This is a genomic window from Massilia sp. UYP11, from assembly GCF_050434805.1.
GTDB lineage: Bacteria > Pseudomonadota > Gammaproteobacteria > Burkholderiales > Burkholderiaceae_D > Telluria.
Window position 1 is genome coordinate 1 of the sequence record NZ_JBNDJE010000035.1, and the last position, 18923, is coordinate 18923.

The window sequence follows — 18923 nt, forward strand, 5'->3', positions numbered from 1 at the left end:
AGATGAAGCTAAAAGGGCTGAGTCCTGTTCAATACAGAACCCAGCCCTCGGCACTTCACTGAGACCAACCGTCCAACTTTACGGGGTCAGTTCACAGCGCCCCTTTTTTCGGATCACATCGTCACGCCGCCGTTCAGCAGCACGACGCCCGGCTTCCCCCATACCGCGCCTCCTGGCGCTCGCGGAAGAACTCCTCGTACGTCATCGGCGCCTGGTCCGGATGGGTACGCTCCATATGCGCCAGGTAGGTGTCGTATTCGGGCAGGCCGACCATCAGCCGCAGGCTCTGCCCGAGGTAGTTGCCGGCCTGTTTCAGGGTGCCGAACATCACTGCACCTGCGCGGCCGGCATGGCGACGTACGGCGACTCCTTCGCGGTCGGCGCATGCGTTGCGCGCGCCGCCATCACCGTGCGCACGCCGTAGAACAGCACCGCCAGCACGACGAAGATGAAGAAGCCGGCCAGGCTGGCGTTGACGTAGTCGTTGAAAATGATGCGCTCCATGTCGAGGATCGACTTGGCCGGCGCCAGGATCTCGCCGGCGTCATGCGCTGCCTGGTACTTGTTGGCGTGCGCGACGAAGCCGATGCGCGGATCGGCATGGAAGATCTTCTGCCAGCCGGCGGTGAGGGTGCAGGCCAGCAGCCACAGGGTCGGCAGCGCGGTGACCCAGGCGTACTTGGCGCGCTTCATCTTGAACAGCACGCAGGTGCCGAGCATCAGCGCGATACCGGCCAGCATCTGGTTGGCGATGCCGAACAGCGGCCACAGGGTGTTGATGCCGCCCAGCGGATCGACCACGCCCTGGTACAGGAAGTAGCCCCAGGCCGCGACGCACAGTCCGGTGGCCAGCAGGTTGGCCGGCAGCGAGTCGGTTTTCTTGAGCGACGGGGCGAAGGCGCCCAGCAGGTCTTGCAGCATGAAGCGGCCGGCGCGGGTGCCCGCGTCCACCGCGGTCAGGATGAACAGCGCCTCGAACAGGATCGCGAAGTGGTACCAGAAGGCCATCATGCCCGGTCCGCCCACGACGTTGGACAGGATGTGCGCCATGCCGACCGCCAGGGTCGGCGCGCCGCCGGCGCGCGAGATGATGGTGTGCTCGCCGACGTCCTTGGCCATCTGCTCGAGCGCTTCCGGCGTGATCACGAAGCCCATCTGCGACACGGCTTGCGCCGCCGATTGCGCGGTGGTGCCGAGCAGCGCGGCCGGGCTGTTCATGGCGAAGTAGATGCCGGGGTCGATGGTCGACGCGGCGATCAGCGCCATGATGGCCACGAACGATTCCATCAGCATGCCGCCGTAGCCGATGAAGCGGGCGTGCGACTCGTTCTCGATCATCTTGGGCGTGGTGCCCGACGAGATCAGCGCGTGGAAGCCCGAGACGGCGCCGCAGGCGATGGTGATGAACAAGAAGGGGAAGATATTGCCCGACCACACCGGGCCGGTGCCGTCGATGAACTTGGTCACGGCCGGCATCCGCAGGTCGGGCGCGACCACGATGATGCCGATCGCCAGCGCCAGGATGGTGCCGATCTTGAGGAAGGTGGACAGATAATCGCGCGGCGCCAGCAGCAGCCACACGGGAATCACGGCGGCGACGAAGCCGTAGCCGATCAGCATCCAGGTCAGTTCGGTGCCGGTGAAGGTGAACATCGGGCCCCAGGTCGGCGACTCGTGCACCCACTGGCCGCCGATGATGGCCAGCATCAGCAGCACGAAGCCGATGCCCGAGATCTCGCCGATGCGGCCCACGCGCACGTAGCGCGAGTAGATCCCCATGAACAGCGCGATCGGGACGGTGGCCATCACGGTGAAGGTGCCCCACGGCGAGCCGGTGAGGGCCTTCACGACGATCAGCGCCAGCACCGCCAGGATGATCACCATGATCATGAAGGTGCCCAGCAGCGCGATCATGCCGGGGATTTCTCCCATTTCGGACTTGATCAGGTCGCCGAGCGAGCGGCCGTCGCGGCGGGTGGACATGAACAGCACCATGAAGTCCTGCACCGCGCCGGCGAACACGACGCCGGCCAGGATCCACATCATGCCGGGCAGGTAGCCCATCTGCGCCGCCAGCACGGGGCCGACCAGGGGGCCGGCGCCGGCGATCGCGGCGAAATGGTGGCCGAACAACACGTTCTTGTTGGTCGGCACATAGTCGAGGCCGTCGTTGTACTTGTAGGCCGGTGTCTGGCGCGTGGGGTCGAGCCCCATCACCTTGGTGGCGATGAACAGCGAATAGAAGCGGTAGGCGATCAGGTAGACGCAGCCAGCGGCCGCGACGATCCAGATGGCGTTGATGGTTTCACCGCGCTTGAGCGCGATGTAGCCGAGCGCAAACGCGCCCACGATGGACAAGATAATCCATCCGAGCATGCTCGTGATACGTTTCATGGGGTGACTCCTCCGAAGTGGATTGATGCTTTTGCGCCAGTACGTGCCGACGCGATTATTTACAGCATGCCGTCGAGTATCTTGCACTATTGTCAGTACCGCAAGCGCATAATTACGCAGTCGCTGCGTAATACTACGTAGTCCCATTTGTGACGTCGGACGTAGAATGCAGGCCTTCGAATCCGATCATGCAAACGGGATATGCGGCTAAGGCAAAAAGTGATCGTGCTGGCGGTCGTGCCACTGGTGGTGGCGCTGTGCGCGATCGCCCTCTACGTGCGCCAGCAGGGGGTGACCCTGGCGGCCGAGCAGCGCGCCACCATCCAGCACGCCTACCTGGCGAGCAAGGAGGCCGAGCTGCGCCACTACGTCGAGCTGGCGGCGCGCTCGATCGCGCACCTGACGCGCACCGGGGACCGTGGCCCGGCGACCCAGCAGGAGGCGATCCGCATCCTGTCGAGCCTGAGCTACGGCGAGGACGGTTACTTCTTCGTCTACGACACCCGGGGCCGCAACCTGATGCACCCGCGCCAGCCGGAGCTGGTCGGCACCGATATGTGGGAGTGGCGCGACTCGACCGGCGCGCCGACCATCCAGCGCCTGATCGCGCTGGCGGGCGGGGGCGGCGGCTTCCTGCGCTATACCTGGGCCAAGCCCTCGAGCAACCGGCCGGCGCCCAAGCTGGGCTACGTCGTGCCGGTCGCGCACTGGAACTGGGTGATGGGCACCGGCATTTACCTTGACGACGTCGAATCGGCGCTGGCGCTGGTCGACGCCCAGCAGTCGCGCAATATCGAAGAGACGCTCTTGTGGATGGCGGTGCTGGCCACGGTGGCGGCGGTAGGCGTGGCCGGCGGCGGCCTGGCCCTGAACATCAGCGAGGGCAGGGTGGCGGATGCGAAACTGAAGGCGCTGGCCCAGCGCGTGGTGGAGTCGCAGGAAGAAGAACGCGCGCGCCTGTCGCGCGACCTGCACGACGGGATCAGCCAGGCGCTGGTCTCGGTCAAGCTGCAGCTGGAGGCCGGCATCATCCGCCTCGACGGCGACGCCGCGCGCCGCGAGCAGGCGCGTGCGGGGCTGGAGCGCACCGTCGAGCAAGTCAAGACGCTGCTGGGCGAGGTGCGCCGCATCTCGCACGACCTGCGGCCGACCTTGTTGGACGATATGGGCCTGGCGCCGGCGCTGGACCATCTGGCGAGCGAATTCTGCGCGCACGCGGGCGCGCCGGTGCGCTTTCGCGCGGCCGGCGCGCTGGACGCGCTGCCCGAGATCGTGGGCACGGTCCTGTTCAGGATCGCGCAGGAAGCGCTGACCAACGTCGAGCGCCACGCCCAGGCGCGGCACATCGACATGGTGCTCGAGCGCGTGGGCGACCTGATCAGCCTGAGCATCGCCGACGACGGCGTGGGTTTCGATACGGACGGCGTGGCGGTGCATCCCAAGCGTGGCATCGGGCTGAGGAATATGATGGAGCGCATGGAGGCGATCGGCGGGCAGTTCGCGATCGTGTCGTCCCCCACCGGCACCCGGGTGGTGGCCAGCATCGATTTGAAGGAGCAACGCAGTGATTGGTGACGTGAGCGGTGAAGCAAAGGAAGTCAAGATCCTGTTGGTCGACGACCACCCGCTGGTGCGCGACGGCCTGCGCGCGCGGCTCGAATCCGCGCCGCGCCTGGTGGTGGTGGCCGAAGCCGGCTCGGGCGAGGAAGCCCTGGCGCGCGCCGGCGAGTTCCACCCCGACCTGGTGCTGATGGACGTGAACATGCGCGGCGGGAGCGGCATCGAGGCAACGTACCAGCTCACCGCGCGCTATCCCGGCATTGCGGTGCTCATGTTGTCGATGCACGACAAGCCCGAATATGTGAGCCAGGCCATGGCGGCCGGCGCCCGGGGCTATGTGCTGAAGGACGCGCCGGGCAAGGACATCGTGCTGGCCATCGAGACCGTGATGGGCGGCGGCATTTATTACAGCGCCGCGCTGGCGCGCCAGCTGGCCAACCCGGCCGGGCCGGGCGACCAGCTGACGGTGCGCGAGCACGAAGTGCTCAAGCATATCGCGGCCGGCCAGTCGAACAAGCAGATCGCGCGCGACCTCGATCTGTCCGTGCGCACGGTGGAGACCCACCGCCTGAACATCAAGCGCAAGCTCGGCATCGAAGGCCAGGCGGAACTGATCCGTTTCGCGGTGCAGCGCGCCGGCAACAACTGATCGCGTAACTGAGAGTACCTTTTCGATATCCACCGGGAAACATCGCGGTTGCTTTATAGTATTCGGTGCAATAAGATTGCCTGAATAATATTGAGAAATATCATATGGCCGAGCAGGGACATTTTCCGCTGGTAGCAATCGATCCTGTCGCCAATGCCCAGAACGAATGGGTGGCGCTGCGCCTGCGGTTGACGCCGGGGACCGACCTGCCGCAACGGCTGCAAGCGGTGTTCGCAGGCGCGGAGCTGCTCGCGGCGATCGCGCCGCTCGACTGCCTGCTGCACCTGGATGGCGCGGAGGCCCTGACGGCGCCGGTGCTGGCGCTGTTGCCGGCCAACCGTGTCGGCCTGGTGATAGAGGCCCGGGCGCTGGCGTCCGGCAGCGTCGCGCGCCAGCTGGCCGAGCTGCACGCTGGCGGTTACCGCATCTGGCTCGACGGCGACGTCCCCGAGGGCGCCAAGGGGCCGGCGGTGCTGCGGCTCGCGGCGCGCGACTGCCGCGCGCAGCGTGACGCCGCGCTGGCGCCGGGCCGCCTGGTCTCGCTGTTCGGCCCCCACCTGGCGTACGGCGTCGACGACGCGCGCTGCTTGTCAGAATGCGAGAACGCGGGCTTCGACTGGTTCAGCGGCGACTACGCCATCGACCCCGATGCCGCGCCGGCGCCGGACGACGACGGCAGCTCGCGCCGCCGCCTGTTGACCTTGCTGGGCCTGCTGGCGCGCGACGCCGAATCGCGCGAATTGGAAGACCAGATCCGGCAAGACCCGGCGCTGGCTTATCACCTGCTCAAGCTGGTGAACTCGGCGGCCTTCACGGTGAGTACCGAGATCACGAACTTCGCCCAGGCGATCACGGTGCTCGGCCGGCGCCAGCTGCAGCGCTGGCTGCAGCTGCTGCTGTACGCGCGCCAGCAGCCGGACGGCTTGCCGAACCTGCTGCTGCTGCTGGCGGCGCGCCGCGGCGCGCAGCTGGAAGACTTGAGCCGCCAGGCCGGTGGCGATCGCGCCGCGCAAGACCTGGCCTTCATGACCGGCGTGTTCTCGCTGCTCGACCGCCTGCTGCACATGCCGATGGCGGCGATCGCGGCCGACCTGCACCTGCCGGACGAGGTGGCCGGCGCCCTGGTCGAACGGCGCGGCCGCCTGGGCGCCTGGCTGCGGCTGACCGAGACGCATCCGGGGCCGGCGATGCTGGAAGAGGCGCGCGTGAGCCCGGCCGCCTGGTGGACCAGCCAGTTGCACGCCTATCACTGGGCGGTCCAGGTGAGCCGCAATGTCTGACCTGCGCGAACTGGACTCCTTCGACTTCGTTGGCGGCACGACCGCCGTCTGCGACGCCATCCTGCGCCTGCGCGGCGAAGCCCTGCACCTGGAGCTGGGCCGCCTGGCGGCGCTGCTGACGGGCAGTCCCGAGGGGCGCTTCGTGCCGGGCGCCGGCCTGGTCGAGCCGAATGACGCGGGCGCGCGCATCCTGCGCCATGCGGTGGCGGCCGGCATCGAGCAGTTCGGCTGGTACGAGGTCAGCGGCGGCGCAGGATATTGTCCCGAGACCGGGCGCAAGCTGGTGGCGCTGGCGCACCTGACCGCGAGCCTGATGCAGACGCACGCGCTGGCGCAGCGCTCCACCCACGCCTATGCGCAGATGGAAGCGCAGCTGGCGCACCAGTCGCAGATCCTGGACCAGATCCACGAGTCGGTGCTGACGATGGACCAGATGGGCTACATCACCAGCTGGAACCGCGGCGCCGAGCAGCTGTTCGGCTACACTGCCCTGGAAGCGATCGGGCGCAACATCCTGTTCCTGTACGCCGACGAAGGCGACGGCGGCGACCTGCAGCCCGACCTGTTCGCGGAGCAGGGCGGGCGCATGATGGAGGTGCGGCGCCGGAAAAAGTCGGGCGAGGTGTTCTGGGCCAGCCTGTCGCTGTCTCCGCTACGCGACCTGGCCGACCGGCCGGCGGGCCTGATCGCCTATCTCACCGACATTACCGAACGCAAGCAGGCCGAGGAACAGCTCCACCACCTGGCCTACTACGATGAGCTGACCGGCCTGCCGAACCGCACGCTGTTCGCGCGCCTGGTCGACCAGGCGCTGGCGGTCTCGCAGCGCAACGAGACGGCGGGCAGCGTGCTGTTCGTGGACCTGAACCGCTTCAAGCGCATCAACGACACGCTCGGGCGCCGCATCGGCGACGAGCTGCTGCGCCAGGTGGCGCAGCGCTTCAAGGAAGCCCTGCGCGACGAAGACGTGGTGGCGCGCCTCTCGGGCGACGAATTCGCCGTGGGCCTGTCGGACATCCGCCAGCACTTCGAGGCGACCACGGTGGCGCAAAAGCTCCAGGCCGCGCTCGACGCGCCGTTCTTCATCGGCGGGCACGACCTGCGCGTGGGCGCCAGCATCGGCATCAGCGTGTATCCGCAGGACGGCAACGACGCCGAAACCCTGCTCGGGCTGGCCGACATCGCGATGGAGCGCGCCAAGCGCGCCGACGCCAATCCGGACCGTAGCGTGGCGTTCTACAGCCAGGACATGAACAAGGGCATGCAGGAGCGCATGCGCATCGAATCGGGCCTGCGCCATGCGCTGGGCAATGGTGAACTGATCCTGTACTACCAGCCCAAGTTCGAGATCGCCAGCGGGCGCATCGTCGGCGCCGAGGCCCTGGTGCGCTGGGTGCATCCGCAGCGCGGCATCGTGCCGCCGTCCGAATTCATTCCGCTGGCCGAAACCACGGGCCTGATCGTTCAGGTGGGCGAGTGGGTGCTGGAACAGGCCTGCGCGCAGGCGGCGATCTGGCAGAGGTCGGGAATCGCTCCGTTCAGGCTGGCGGTGAACGTGTCGGCGCGCGAGTTCACGCCGTCCTTGCCGTCGCGGCTGGCCGACACGTTGATGCGCTATCAGCTCGATCCGTCGTGGCTGGAGCTGGAGATCACCGAGAGCACGCTGATGCACGACTTCGAGCGCGTGACGACGATCATGGACCGGATCACCGCGCTGGGGGTGTCGTTGTCGCTGGATGATTTCGGGACCGGGTATTCGAGCTTGTCGTATCTGAAGCGCTTCCCGATCCACACCCTCAAGATCGACCGGTCGTTCACGACCGGGATTCCGACCGATGCCAGCGATTGCGCGATCGCGGGGACCATCGTCAGCATGGCGCGGCAGCTGTGCCTGCGCGTGATCGCGGAAGGGGTGGAGACGCTGGATCAGCTGGAGTTCCTGCGCGACGCGGGGTGTGACGAGGTGCAGGGGTATCTGTATGCGGCGCCGTTGCCGGCGTATGAGTTCGAGCGGTGTTTGCGGGATAACTGGTTGTTGATTGGGTGAGGTGGACGGTGCAACCTGCCGGCAAGCACAGCAGCGCTTCGTTCACGCGCGCCAGCCTCTGCACGTCGTTCCCGCGAAGGCGGGAACCCAAGCTCCATGCCTCACCGCAACGCGCGAACAACCCTGACCAGCCCAGATGATTTATGTATAATGCCGGTTCCTCATAGGAAGCGTGGCCGAGTGGTTGAAGGCAGCAGTCTTGAAAACTGCCGACGGGGGAACCCGTTCGTGAGTTCGAATCTCACCGCTTCCGCCAAGCATACTGAACAAGAGCCCCGAAATCGGGGCTTTTTTTCGTCTCCTCATAGGAGAAAAGTCAAAATCAGTGTCCACCGACGCCCACTAGAACCTACCCACATCCACGCGCGAGGGGTGGGTAGGAATATGGGTCGTTTCAAGAGTAAAAACCTTGGCGGAGACCATGCCGAAAGGTGGGTAGACACTGATGAGCTACACGATCAACAAGCTTTCCGCGGTCAAGGTTCGTTCTGTGACTCGGCCCGGCATGTATGGCGATGGCGCCGGGCTTTGGCTGCAGGTGTCGAAAAGCGGCGCCAAAAGCTGGATCTTCCGCTACGCCTTTTGTGGCCGGCGCCGCGAGATGGGGCTCGGTTCCTGTCACACCGTCGACCTGGTGCTGGCGCGCGAAAAGGCGAAGCAATGCCGTCTCGTGCTGCTGGAGAAGCGCGATCCGATCGAGGAGCGTGACAAGGCCAGGGCGGAGTATGTGCACCAGCAGGCCAAGCGCGTGACTTTCGACGAATGTGCCTCAGCTTACATCGCGGCGCACCTCCGCCACAAGGAGAAAATGCTCATCAACATGCGCGTGCAGATGCAGTTCGTATGCCGAACAACAATCAGCAAGGTGCATGAAGTGCTTCCTTTGCTTGACGCTGCAGTCAGGAACCCCGGGCTCAATGACTAGCATCGAGCAGGCTCGCTCGCAGTAATATTCTGGTTGGGGCATCGACTTGTGCGCTGCAGGCACGTTGTCGGTCTAACTTCGAAGCGATGTTCCATGCCAGAACTGGGCCTTTAGCGTGATTCCCGGATTGGCAACGCGGCGATTAATCCGTACAATCACCGCATGAACTGCGGCGATTACAAGTTTATCTGGCAGGCCCCTGACTGGCCGGACTGGCGGTATGACCTCGAGGCGCTGGTGTCGCCGCTCGCGCAAGTCAGTCAGAAGCAGGGGCTGCTGCTGGGCCGGCTCGTCGATATCGGTCTTGGGCTGCGCGACCAAGCCAGTCTCGACGCACTGACCGACGACGTTCTCAAGACCAGCGAAATCGAGGGCGAACATCTGAACGTCGCCTCGGTGCGCTCATCCATTGCGCGGCGCCTCGGCGTCGACATCGGATCGCTGGCACCGGTGGACCGGCACGTGGAAGGCGTGGTCGAGATGGTGCTTGATGCCACTATCAATAATGCATTGCCGTTGACGCGGGAGCGTTTATTTGGCTGGCATGCGGCACTCTTCCCGACTGGCTATTCCGGCATGAGCAGGATTTGCACTGGTACCTGGCGAGACGATGCTCATGGCCCCATGCAAGTGGTTTCCGGACCGATTGGCCGACAACGCGTACATTACGAAGCCCCGCCTGCGGAGCGTCTACCTGGCGAGATGGAGCGCTTACTGGAGTGGATCAACGCGCCAGTTCATGCGGAGCCGGCGTTGGTCCGCGCAGGGCTAGGGCATCTGTGGTTTGTCACCTTGCACCCGTTCGACGACGGTAATGGCCGCATCGCGCGTGCCATTGGCGATCTTCTGCTGGCGCGCGCCGACGGTAGTTCGCAGCGCTTCTACAGCCTGTCGGCGCAGATCCAGCGTGAGCGCAAAGCGTATTACGACATTCTGGAGCGAACGCAGAAGGGTAGTTTGGACGTGACCGAGTGGCTTCTGTGGTTCCTGCAGATGCTTGGCGAGGCGGTGGATCTGGCCCATCATGCACTGGATACAGTGCTGGAGAAGGCACATTTCTGGCAGCGCGTCGCGGGCATTGCGCTCAACGAGCGGCAAGTCAAGATCCTTAACCGCCTGCTCGATGGTTTCGAGGGGAAGCTCACCAGCAGCAAGTGGGCGGCAATTGCAAAGTCGTCGACAGATACCGCGCTACGAGATATTAATGAACTCGTCGAACTGGGTATCCTGCAGCGCTCCGGCGCTGGGGGGCGCAGTACCAGCTATGAGATGGTACGAAAACCAGTAGATCCTCAGCCTTGACTCGATGCCACCGACTGTACGGATTTCGTCATGAGGAAATTGATGTGTTCGTCATGACGAACTTTTGCAAGCGGGCTACGGCTTCGGGACGGGCCCGCTAGCGCGAATGCACTCGACGGCCCACTGTTCGACTTCGCTTTTGATCCAGGCCGATGATCTACCTTGGAGCTTCACGGGTTTCGGAAAATCTCCTTTCTTGACCGCGTCATACACGCTGCTGCGCGACTTGTCGCATTTGGCCAGTACCTCCTTCAGTCTGATGAACCGCACCTCCCCCACAACTGCTCGATGCGCGGCGTTCTACAGGCACGTTAGTCGCTTGGTGATCCATGGATGCCTCCAGGATGAATGTGAACGACGATGTTCTGCGGCCCCACTAGCCGACTCGCTCAGGTATCGAGGCACCTCGCGTGGTTTCGGACTGGTACGCTGGCTCCGACTAACGTGGCTGTGACGCATTTGATGACAGTCTGTCATCGAGTGGCTGCCCTATGGCCCCGCCTGAAAAACGCATGGACTGTTCCACCCGCGAGCGCAATAATCGAGTCCGACGCTCCAATGCCCATGCCCTCATGACCGACACCGACGTTTCACCTCCACTCGCGCTGCTCAGCGCCGAACAGCGCGACGAGCTCGAGTCGCTTCTCCAGCCGATCAGCGAGTACTACCCGTCCGGACCGCCGATCCGCTTCGATCCCATCTATACGGAAATCCGCCTCGCGCGCGAAGAAGACGATCCGATCTTGCCGATGGGGGGATCGGAGCGTCTCCTGAAGCGCGCCGACTGGGCCCGGATCGAGGCGCGTTGCAAGGTCACGTTGCGCGAGCACGCCAAGGATCTGCAAATCGCCGCCTGGATGACCGAGGCATGCACCCACCAGCAGGGGATGGAAGGGCTCTTACGTGGCCTGCTGCTGGTCGATGGCCTGCTCGCGCACTACTGGGAAACGGTGCATCCGCAGGTGGACGAGGATGGCGACCCTGCGTTGCGGGTGGCGCCGCTGGAGTGGATGAATCGTTCGTTGTCGACGACAACCAGAATGAAGATTCCATTACTCGGTCGTACGGGCGGGCCGCTCGACAGGCTCACGCTCGCGGACTGGGAGCGCCTGTCAGGCGATGAGGCATCGCCGGCAAGAAAGGACGATCGGCGAGGCCCGGGGGAGGAAAGCGGCGAAGCGCTGCACACGCGCGCCGGCGTCGTCGACTACGCCACAGCGAACCGGGGCGCCGACGCTGACCGTAGCGCGCAGCTGGTCCGTGCTTGCCTGGCCGTCATGGCGTCGATCGAAAGGTTGACCGTGGCCCGTCTCGGCGACGATGCGCCAGACATGTCGACCCTGCGCGACACCTTGCGTGCAATGGAACGGGCAGCGCGCGAGCTGACAGCCCCACGGGAAGGTGACGTCGCACGGCAGCCGGTCGCCGCGCCGATGATGCAAGGGGTGTCCCACGAGACTGCTCAACCGAAGGAGGAGAACACCGGTGGCGCCGGGGAGCGCGACATCCCGCCATACGGCCTCGCGCAAGCGGACGTGGCAGACCAGCTCCGCCGCCGAATCGACGCGCTCTGTGCCGCTGCCGGCATCCACGCGCCCAGCGGGGCCGAGCGTCTGATGGCCATGCAGATCGCACTGCTGCTTGACCAGAATACGATCCTGCAAGGTCTCGCGAGGAACCAGGCCGGACAGACGGGTAGCGCGGCCAGCGCCGATGCCGCCGACTTCACCGCGCTGGTCCGTGCAGTCCTGGCCGCCAAAGCGCCTGCGCCTCGGTGAGTTGAAAGCATGGCGGTCGGTGCTGCCAGCGCCATCGCTCCGCCAGCACTGCAGTCCCGGCGATATGACTATCGGGCGGCGGCTGTTCCCGGCTTCCAGACATAGATGCCGCCATCGGCCATCAGGCTCATGGACAGCGTCCCGCCCTGCATCGTGTATGAGCGGACATACGCCATGTCCCTGGCGATGCGGGTGTCGAGCGACCCTGGCGGACACATCGCCCGCGTCAGCGCCAGCTTGCCGAACGTGATCGCGCCCCGGCCCGCCTTGCCCGCCTCGACGGTGTAGGAGGTCGTGCCCCGGTTGCAGTCCAGCTGGAACTCGGCGCGGCCCTCGGGCGTCAAGCGCATGGCATAGACCCGGTCCGGCTGGACTCGCGTGATGCCTTGCGCGTCGTCCATGGAGTGGATCTCGTGCAGGCGCCAGGTGGTGCCGGTCAGGCTGGCTTCGGCGTTGTGTCCGGCCGGATCGCCCGCTGGCGCCGTGGCTGTGCTGCAGGCGGTGCACAGGATGGCCGCGATTGCGGCGGCAATGCGCGATGGTGTCGACATGGCTGGTTCCTCATGGGATGTCCGGGAGAGTCCCGGTTGATTGTGTGCAGCATGATCCCATCCGCGGCCGATTGCGGGTGCACTGTTGCGTCCTCGCCCGCGGGGCGGGGGCGCAGCGGCCCTACGCCGACTTGCGCTTCTTGCCCCCGGCCGCGAACATCTCGATCTTCTTGGTCGGCCCCGACACGATCAACAGGTCGGCCGAGCGGATCGTCGTCGCCGGCAGCGCATGCTGGAAGTCCTCGTTGGCGCGCTTGACGCCCACCACGGTCACGCCGAAGCGCGTGCGCACGTGCGACTCCGACAGCGTCCGGTTATGGGTCTCTGCAGGCGCATGGATCTTGGCGATCGCAAACCCGTCCTCGAACTCGATGAAGTCCATCATGCGCCCCGTGATCAGGTGCGCCACGCGCGCGCCCATGTCGGCCTCGGGGTAGATCACGTGGTGGGCGCCGATGCGCTGGGCGATCTGGCCGTGCTCCGGCGTCATCGCCTTGACCCAGATATCCTTGATCCCCAGCTCGGTCAAGACCATCAGGGTCATCAGGCTGGCCGCCAGGTCCGAGCCGATGCCGACGATCGCGTGCGAGAAATCGGCCACGCCCAGCTGCAGCATCACGTTCTCGTTGGTCGAGTCGGCCTGCACGGCATGGGTCAGGCGGTCGCCCCACATCTGCACCAGGTCTTCGCGCGTGTCGATGCCCATCACGTCGTGGCCCAGGCGCATCAGCGATTGGGCCACCGCGCCGCCGAAGCGGCCCAGGCCGATGACGACCACGCTGTCGCCGGAGGAAAACGCGAACTGCTCTGTGAAAATTCTACCCAACAATTGGATGCTCCTCGGGATAACGGTAAGGCATGCGCCGCTCGCCCAGCACCAGCGAGGTCGCGAAAGTGATCGTGCCCACCCGGCCCACGAACATGAGCAGGGCCAGCACCAGCTGGCCGGACACGGGAAGGTCGGCGGTGATGCCGGTCGAGAGGCCCGCGCTGCCGAAGGCGGCGATGACCTCGAAGATGACCTGGTCGGTCGGGAAATGCGAAATCCGCAGCAGGGCCATGGTGCCGAAGGCCACGACGACGCTGCCCAGCACCAGCACCGTGATCGCCTGGCGCTGGGCGGACGCGCCGACCCGGCGCCCGAAGGCTTCGGTATCGGTATGCCCCTTCGCCTCGGCGATCACCAGGAGCACCAGCACCGCCACGGTGCCCACCTTGACCCCGCCCGCGGTGCCCGCGCTGCCGCCGCCGATGAACATCAAAAAATAATGCAGGGCCCAGGTTTCGCGGGTCAGCGCCGCCACGTCGACGGTGTTGAAGCCCGACGTGCGGGCCGCCGCCGACATGAACATCCCGTTCATGAGCTTGTCGAACAGGCCGAAGGCGCCCAGGGTCTGCGGATTGCGCCATTCGAACAGCAGGATGGCGACGTAGCCCAGGATCAGCAGGATCAGGGTGCCGGACAGGGTCAGCTTGGTGTGCAGCGACCAGTGGCGCGGATCGCGAAAGCGGTGGCGCAGGTCGTGCAGCACCGGGAAGCCCACGCCGCCGATGATGGCGGCCAGCATCACCGGCACCAGGATGCCGGCGTCGCCCGCGTAGCGGATCATGCTGTCCGGGTGGATCGAGAAGCCGGCGTTGTTGAAGGCCGACACCGCGTGGAACAGCCCCACCCAGCCGGCCTCGCCCCAGGCCATGCCATAGTCGGACCGCAGCCTGAGCGTCAGGATTGCGGCGATCGCCAGCTGGAACAGCACCGACACCACCAGCACCACCCGCGCCACGCTCGAGATGTCGCCCATGCCGATCGAGCGCGTCTCGGTCTGGGTCATCAGGCGCGTGCGCAGCTTGGGCGAGCGGTTCACCATCAGGCCGAGCAGGGTGGCGGCGGTCATCATGCCCAGGCCGCCGAGCTGGAACAGCACCATGATGGTCGACTGGCCGAAGCCGGACCAGTAGGTGCCGGTATCGACCAGCACCAGTCCGGTCACGCACACCGCCGACACCGAGGTGAAGAAGGCCACCATCAGCGGCGCGGCGCCGCCGTCGGCGCGCGCCAGCGGCAGCATCAGCATGACGGTGCCCGCGAGGATCGCCAGCAGGAAGCCCAGGGCGACCGCACGCGCGGGGTGGATGACCTTGTTCATCGGCGGCCTGGTCTATTTCGCTTGCGTTGGCGGATCGACGTCGAAGTCCATGGTGTCCAGGTCGCGGTCGGAGGCCAGCGGCGCGCCCATGAGCTTGAGCCAGGTAAAGCCGATCACGCCCGCGATCACCGACGCAGCCAGGATCGACATCTTCGAGGCATTGATGATATCCGCTTGTCCGACGAAGGCGAGGTTCGTGATGAAGATCGACATCGTGAAGCCGATGCCGCCCAGCATGCCGGCGCCGAGCACGTGGCGCCAGGCCAGGTCGAGCGGCAGGCGGCACACGCCGAGCGCGACCGCGGCAAAGCAGAACAGCAGGATGCCGACCGGCTTGCCGAGCACCAGGCCGAGCAGGATGCCCAGGCTGTTGAGCGAAGTCAGCTCGGCGGCCCAGTCGGCGCCGATCACGATGCCGGTATTGGCCAGCGCGAAGATCGGCAGGATCAGGAAGGCCACCGGCTTGTGCAGCACATGCTCCAGGCGGTGCGACGGCGAAGCGGCGTCGTCTTCCTGTGCGGAATAGGGGATGGTGAAGGCCAGCAGCACGCCGGCGATGGTGGCGTGCACGCCCGACTTGAGCATCAGGAACCACATCAGCGCGCCGCCCAGCAGGTAGGGCCACATTGCCAGCACGCGCAGGCGGCTGCTCATCAGGCGCAGCACCACGAAGACCGCGAGCGCCCCGAGCAGGTAGGGCACCGACAGCTGCGCGGTATAGAACAGGGCGATGACGATGATCGCGCCCAGGTCGTCCATCACGGCCAGCGCGGTCAGGAACACCTTGAGCGAAGCCGGCACCCGGTTGCCCAGCAGCGCCAGCACGCCGAGGGCGAAGGCGATGTCGGTGGCCATCGGGATGCCCACGCCGGCTTGGGTCGGCGTGCCGCCGTTCAGGGCGAAGTGGATCCCGGCCGGCACCGCGATGCCGCCGGCCGCCGCCAGGATCGGCAGCATGGCATTGCGCAGGTCGGACAGTTCGCCGTTATACAGCTCGCGCTTGAGTTCCAGGCCCACCAGCAGGAAGAAGATCGCCATCAGGGCGTCGTTGATCCACAGTTCGACCGTGAGACCGGCCAGCGGGATGTGCCATAAGCCCAGGTACGAGGCGCTCCAGGCCGAATTGGCGATGGCCAGGGAAACGAGGGTGCACAGGATCAGGATGGCGCCGCCGGCCTTGCCCGATGCAATGAATTCTTGGAATGTTCTCGAGAGTCGTCGTTCGATGCGCATAAATATCTTCCAGCCGCGACGGCTGGCTTGCCGTCCGGGATGTCTCATGAATAGGAAACCCACGGTCCGGCATGGCCCGGGATGGTCCATGTCGAGGTGAGCGAAGGCAGGGAGCGATACGGTCGGCGCCGCAGGGCCGAGGTAGTGCGAGCGTGATGGTCGAGTGACATGATAACGTGCGTAGCCGGGCCGCGTGGCGGCCCGACCAGCGCAAATCCTGTCATACCTGAGCAGTATGATCACCCAGGCAATATTATAGACGATGGCGCCGCAGGTGGCGCGCTTTGGAGACGGTTTTATCCGCCTGCCCAGGTTCAACGGCGGGACGCGCCCGCCGCGTCGATCTCGGCGCCCCAGGGGTCCTTGAGGGCCACCGGCTTGCCCGATGCCGCGAAGTCCATGATCCGGTCTTCGGAGCGCGCATAGCGCGGCCATGCCGGCAAGACCGCGCCGTTCGGATCGCCGCGCTTGGCGAAGTTCACCATGTACGTGCTCATCGCCTTGCCGACGGCAACGTCCTTGCGCGTTGCCTGCTCGCCGTACTTGACGGCCACCGTATCGAAGAAGAAGGGGATGTCGGTCGCATGGCCGGCGCCGGCGCCCGGCTTGGCCAGCGAGTCGGCCACGTACGAGAAGCGGTAGGCCCAGACCGGCAGGCCATGGTCGGCCAGGGTCGCCGCCAGGCTGCGCGCGCCGGCGACCATATAGCCGGTCTTGCCGCCGATGTCGGCGCTGGTGGCGCCGATCATCACCGGCACCTTGTGCATGCGGCCGGCGCCGAAGGCGGCGCCGGAATCGATCGCCAGGCGGCCGTCGGCGAACGGCCCGTGGTAGGTCGGCATGCCCTGCATCCGGAAGTTGGCCAGGTTCATCCCGTCGACGACGCTGTCGGCCGGCAGCGCGCGCAGCCTGGCGAGCGCTTTCGGATCGTCGGCGCCGATGCCCTTGCCGGCGGCAAAATGCACGCCCGTTTTTTCGGCCTCGGCCAGCGGCGTCGGCGCGATGCCGCCATCGCCGCCCGACATCAGCACCGCCTTGGCGAACAGTCCCCGGCTGTGCGGCGACGTCAGCAAGAAATTGACCGACATGCCGCCCGCCGATTCGCCGGTGATGGTGACGTTGCCAGGGTCGCCGCCGAAGGCCGCGGCATTGCGCTTGATCCACTGCAGCGCCGCGACCTGGTCCATGAAGCCATAGTTGCCGAGAGGGGCTTCGTGACCGGCTTCCCGGGTCAGTTGCGGATGGGCGAAGAAGCCGAAGCGGCCGATGCGGTAGTTGAAGCTGATGACCACCACCCCCTGTTTCGCCAGCTCCGCGCCGGAATAGGTCGGCGGCGACGAGCCGCCGTTGACGAAGCCGCCGCCATAGATCCAGACCAGCACCGGGAGCCTGGCCTTGGCGCTGGCCGGTTTCCAGACGTTCAGGTACAGGCAGTCTTCAGCGGGTTGGGTGCCGAGCGGCGCGGCGTCGCTGGGGAAGGGCAGTTGCATGCAGTCCGCCGCATAGCTGGCCGCCTGGCGCACCTCGCTCCACGGCTGCACGGGCTGCGGCGCGCGCCAGCGCAGCTCGCCCACGGGCGGGGCGGCGAACGGGATGCCTTTCCAGCTCGCGATGCCGGCCTCGATCGTCCCCGCCACCCTGCCGCTGTCGGTCGCCACGACCGGCCCGGGCGCCGCGAGCGCATGGGACGTGGTCATGGCCAGTGCGGCGGCGAGCAGGGCGGGGAAGGGGATGCGCGGCATGGGAGTCTCCTTGGAATAGTAAAAATATAACAGTGCCATGGTAACCGAAGCGCTCAGCCGAAACCGGCGAACGCTTCCTTGAGGAAGTCGACGAACACCCGCACCCGCGGTGACAGCTGGCGGTTCTGCGGATACAGCACGTACACGGGCAGGGCCGGCGGCGCGAGGTCGGGCAGCACGACCTCGAGTTCGCCCCTGGCCAGCTCGTGCTCGACGCGATAGCGCGGCACCTGCACCAGCCCCAGGCCGGCGAGCGCGCCGGCCGTGTACATGTCGGCGCCGGTGACCGACACCGGGCCGGGCAGGGTCAGCTGCCGTAGCGCGCCGGCGACCAGGAATTCGAGCGGATAGGGCCGGCCGGTGGCGGACGAGATGAAGTTGACGGCCTGGTGCTGGTCGAGCGTCGCGAGCGTGGCGGGCCGGCCATGGCGCGCCAGGTAAGCCGGGCTGGCGCAGGTCACCTGCGCCAGCTGCGTGATTTTCTGGGCCACCATCGACGAGTCTTGCAGATTGCCGACGCGCAGCACGCAATCGATGCCTTCGCGCACCAGGTCGACCAGGCGGTCGCCTTCGCCGATCTGCAGTTCGATGTCCGGATAGCGCGCCAGGAAGTCCGGCAGGCGCGGTGCCACGACGCGGCGCGCCAGCGCGGCCTGCAGGTTCACGCGCAGCAAGCCAGTCGGGGTCGAGCGGGTGAAGACGCTTTCCATTTCGCCGAGGTCGGCCAGCAGGCGCACACAGCGCTCGTAATACGCCTCGCCGTCGAGCGTGGGCGCGACCACCCGCGTGGTGCGTTCCAGCAGGCGGGTGGCGAGCCGCGCTTCCAGGCGCTTGATCGCGTTCGTCACGGTGGCGCGCGGCAGCGACAGCTCCTCGGCCGCCAGCGTAAAGCTGCGCCGCTCCACGATGCGGGTGAAGATTTGCATCTCCTGGAAGCGGTCCATATGCGTGCTCATTGCTAATTTCCTCGCGCCAATCGGCAAAACCGGATCGTGACATGACCGAATGTCTTGTTCCCCATTCGCGATTTTTCTGAAAATGCTTGTCCTAGCATGGCGCCAAAAATGAATACAATCTTTGCTCAAAGAAATGCTAGAGTGAGTTCACTGCATTAAAGTGTTGCGTTCTATCCAAAATCTTCAACTACTAGGAAATTTCTTGTATGCATTATTTCCAGTGATGAATTTATCGGCAGTTTCAGCGCTATCATGACGGGTTATTAGGTGTCAAGTCCCGCCTGTTCATAAACCCGCTTAACGAATAATTCCGGCCGTCTTTGTTGCCATTCCTTGAGTGCGAGGATGGGCGTCTTTGC

General features: G+C 65.7%; 16 protein-coding genes and 1 tRNA gene. 8 read left to right on the forward strand and 9 right to left on the reverse strand.

What is annotated here, in order from left to right; all coding sequences use genetic code 11:
* Positions 1-133: 133 nt before the first annotated feature.
* Positions 134-328, reverse strand: coding sequence for a YbdD/YjiX family protein (locus ABIB38_RS23400; protein ID WP_137173594.1), 195 nt, complete (start codon positions 326-328; stop codon positions 134-136).
* Positions 328-2394, reverse strand: coding sequence for a carbon starvation CstA family protein (locus ABIB38_RS23405; RefSeq protein ID WP_429207124.1), 2067 nt, complete (start codon positions 2392-2394; stop codon positions 328-330). The genes ABIB38_RS23400 and ABIB38_RS23405 overlap by 1 nt, the downstream gene beginning before the upstream one ends.
* A gap of 201 nt (positions 2395-2595) precedes the next feature.
* Here ABIB38_RS23405 and ABIB38_RS23410 point away from each other — a divergent pair, with 201 nt between their 5' ends.
* The 7 genes from ABIB38_RS23410 to ABIB38_RS23440 all read left to right on the forward strand — a co-directional run bounded on the left by ABIB38_RS23410 (position 2596) and on the right by ABIB38_RS23440 (position 10157).
* Positions 2596-3969 carry a cache domain-containing protein gene (locus ABIB38_RS23410; protein ID WP_429207126.1) on the forward strand — a complete coding sequence of 458 codons (1374 nt, stop codon included), beginning with the start codon at positions 2596-2598 and terminating at the stop codon, positions 3967-3969.
* A 1-nt stretch (position 3970) separates the two neighbouring features.
* Positions 3971-4603, forward strand: coding sequence for a response regulator (locus ABIB38_RS23415; protein WP_429207128.1), 633 nt, complete (start codon positions 3971-3973; stop codon positions 4601-4603).
* A 104-nt stretch (positions 4604-4707) separates the two neighbouring features.
* The gene (locus ABIB38_RS23420; RefSeq protein WP_429207130.1) at positions 4708-5883 is read left to right on the forward strand and encodes an HDOD domain-containing protein; all 1176 of its coding nucleotides are present in this window, start codon (positions 4708-4710) and stop codon (positions 5881-5883) included.
* Entirely contained in the window at positions 5876-7930 is a 2055-nt protein-coding gene (locus tag ABIB38_RS23425) for a putative bifunctional diguanylate cyclase/phosphodiesterase (protein WP_429207131.1), read from the forward strand. The genes ABIB38_RS23420 and ABIB38_RS23425 overlap by 8 nt, the downstream gene beginning before the upstream one ends.
* Positions 7931-8096: 166 nt before the next feature.
* Positions 8097-8186 (forward strand) — tRNA-Ser (locus ABIB38_RS23430).
* Positions 8187-8375: 189 nt separating this feature from the next.
* On the forward strand, positions 8376-8855 hold the full coding sequence (locus ABIB38_RS23435; RefSeq protein WP_429207132.1) for an Arm DNA-binding domain-containing protein: 480 nt from the start codon (positions 8376-8378) through the stop codon (positions 8853-8855).
* A gap of 162 nt (positions 8856-9017) precedes the next feature.
* On the forward strand, positions 9018-10157 hold the full coding sequence (locus ABIB38_RS23440) for a Fic family protein (RefSeq protein WP_429207133.1): 1140 nt from the start codon (positions 9018-9020) through the stop codon (positions 10155-10157).
* A 75-nt stretch (positions 10158-10232) separates the two neighbouring features.
* Here ABIB38_RS23440 and ABIB38_RS23445 read toward each other — a convergent pair whose 3' ends face one another.
* Positions 10233-10436 (reverse strand): helix-turn-helix transcriptional regulator, encoded by a 204-nt coding sequence (locus ABIB38_RS23445; protein ID WP_429207135.1) that lies wholly within the window; start codon positions 10434-10436, stop codon positions 10233-10235.
* A 233-nt stretch (positions 10437-10669) separates the two neighbouring features.
* Between ABIB38_RS23445 and tssA the strand changes: the two genes are divergently transcribed.
* Positions 10670-11935 carry a type VI secretion system protein TssA gene (gene tssA / locus ABIB38_RS23450; RefSeq protein ID WP_429207137.1) on the forward strand — a complete coding sequence of 422 codons (1266 nt, stop codon included), beginning with the start codon at positions 10670-10672 and terminating at the stop codon, positions 11933-11935.
* A gap of 68 nt (positions 11936-12003) precedes the next feature.
* Here tssA and ABIB38_RS23455 read toward each other — a convergent pair whose 3' ends face one another.
* From ABIB38_RS23455 to ABIB38_RS23480, 6 genes are all read right to left on the reverse strand, one after another.
* Positions 12004-12486 (reverse strand): META domain-containing protein, encoded by a 483-nt coding sequence (locus tag ABIB38_RS23455; protein ID WP_429207138.1) that lies wholly within the window; start codon positions 12484-12486, stop codon positions 12004-12006.
* A 121-nt stretch (positions 12487-12607) separates the two neighbouring features.
* Positions 12608-13312: a potassium channel family protein gene (locus tag ABIB38_RS23460; RefSeq protein WP_429207140.1), complete on the reverse strand. Its 705-nt coding sequence runs from the start codon at positions 13310-13312 to the stop codon at positions 12608-12610.
* Entirely contained in the window at positions 13305-14633 is a 1329-nt protein-coding gene (locus tag ABIB38_RS23465) for a TrkH family potassium uptake protein (RefSeq protein ID WP_429207142.1), read from the reverse strand. The genes ABIB38_RS23460 and ABIB38_RS23465 overlap by 8 nt, the downstream gene beginning before the upstream one ends.
* Before the next feature lie 12 nt (positions 14634-14645).
* Positions 14646-15866 carry a Na+/H+ antiporter NhaA gene (nhaA, locus tag ABIB38_RS23470; RefSeq protein WP_429207144.1) on the reverse strand — a complete coding sequence of 407 codons (1221 nt, stop codon included), beginning with the start codon at positions 15864-15866 and terminating at the stop codon, positions 14646-14648.
* Positions 15867-16180: 314 nt separating this feature from the next.
* Positions 16181-17608, reverse strand: coding sequence for a carboxylesterase/lipase family protein (locus ABIB38_RS23475; protein ID WP_429207146.1), 1428 nt, complete (start codon positions 17606-17608; stop codon positions 16181-16183).
* Between the two features lie 53 nt (positions 17609-17661).
* Positions 17662-18552 (reverse strand): LysR family transcriptional regulator, encoded by an 891-nt coding sequence (locus ABIB38_RS23480; protein WP_429207147.1) that lies wholly within the window; start codon positions 18550-18552, stop codon positions 17662-17664.
* Positions 18553-18923: the final 371 nt, after the last annotated feature.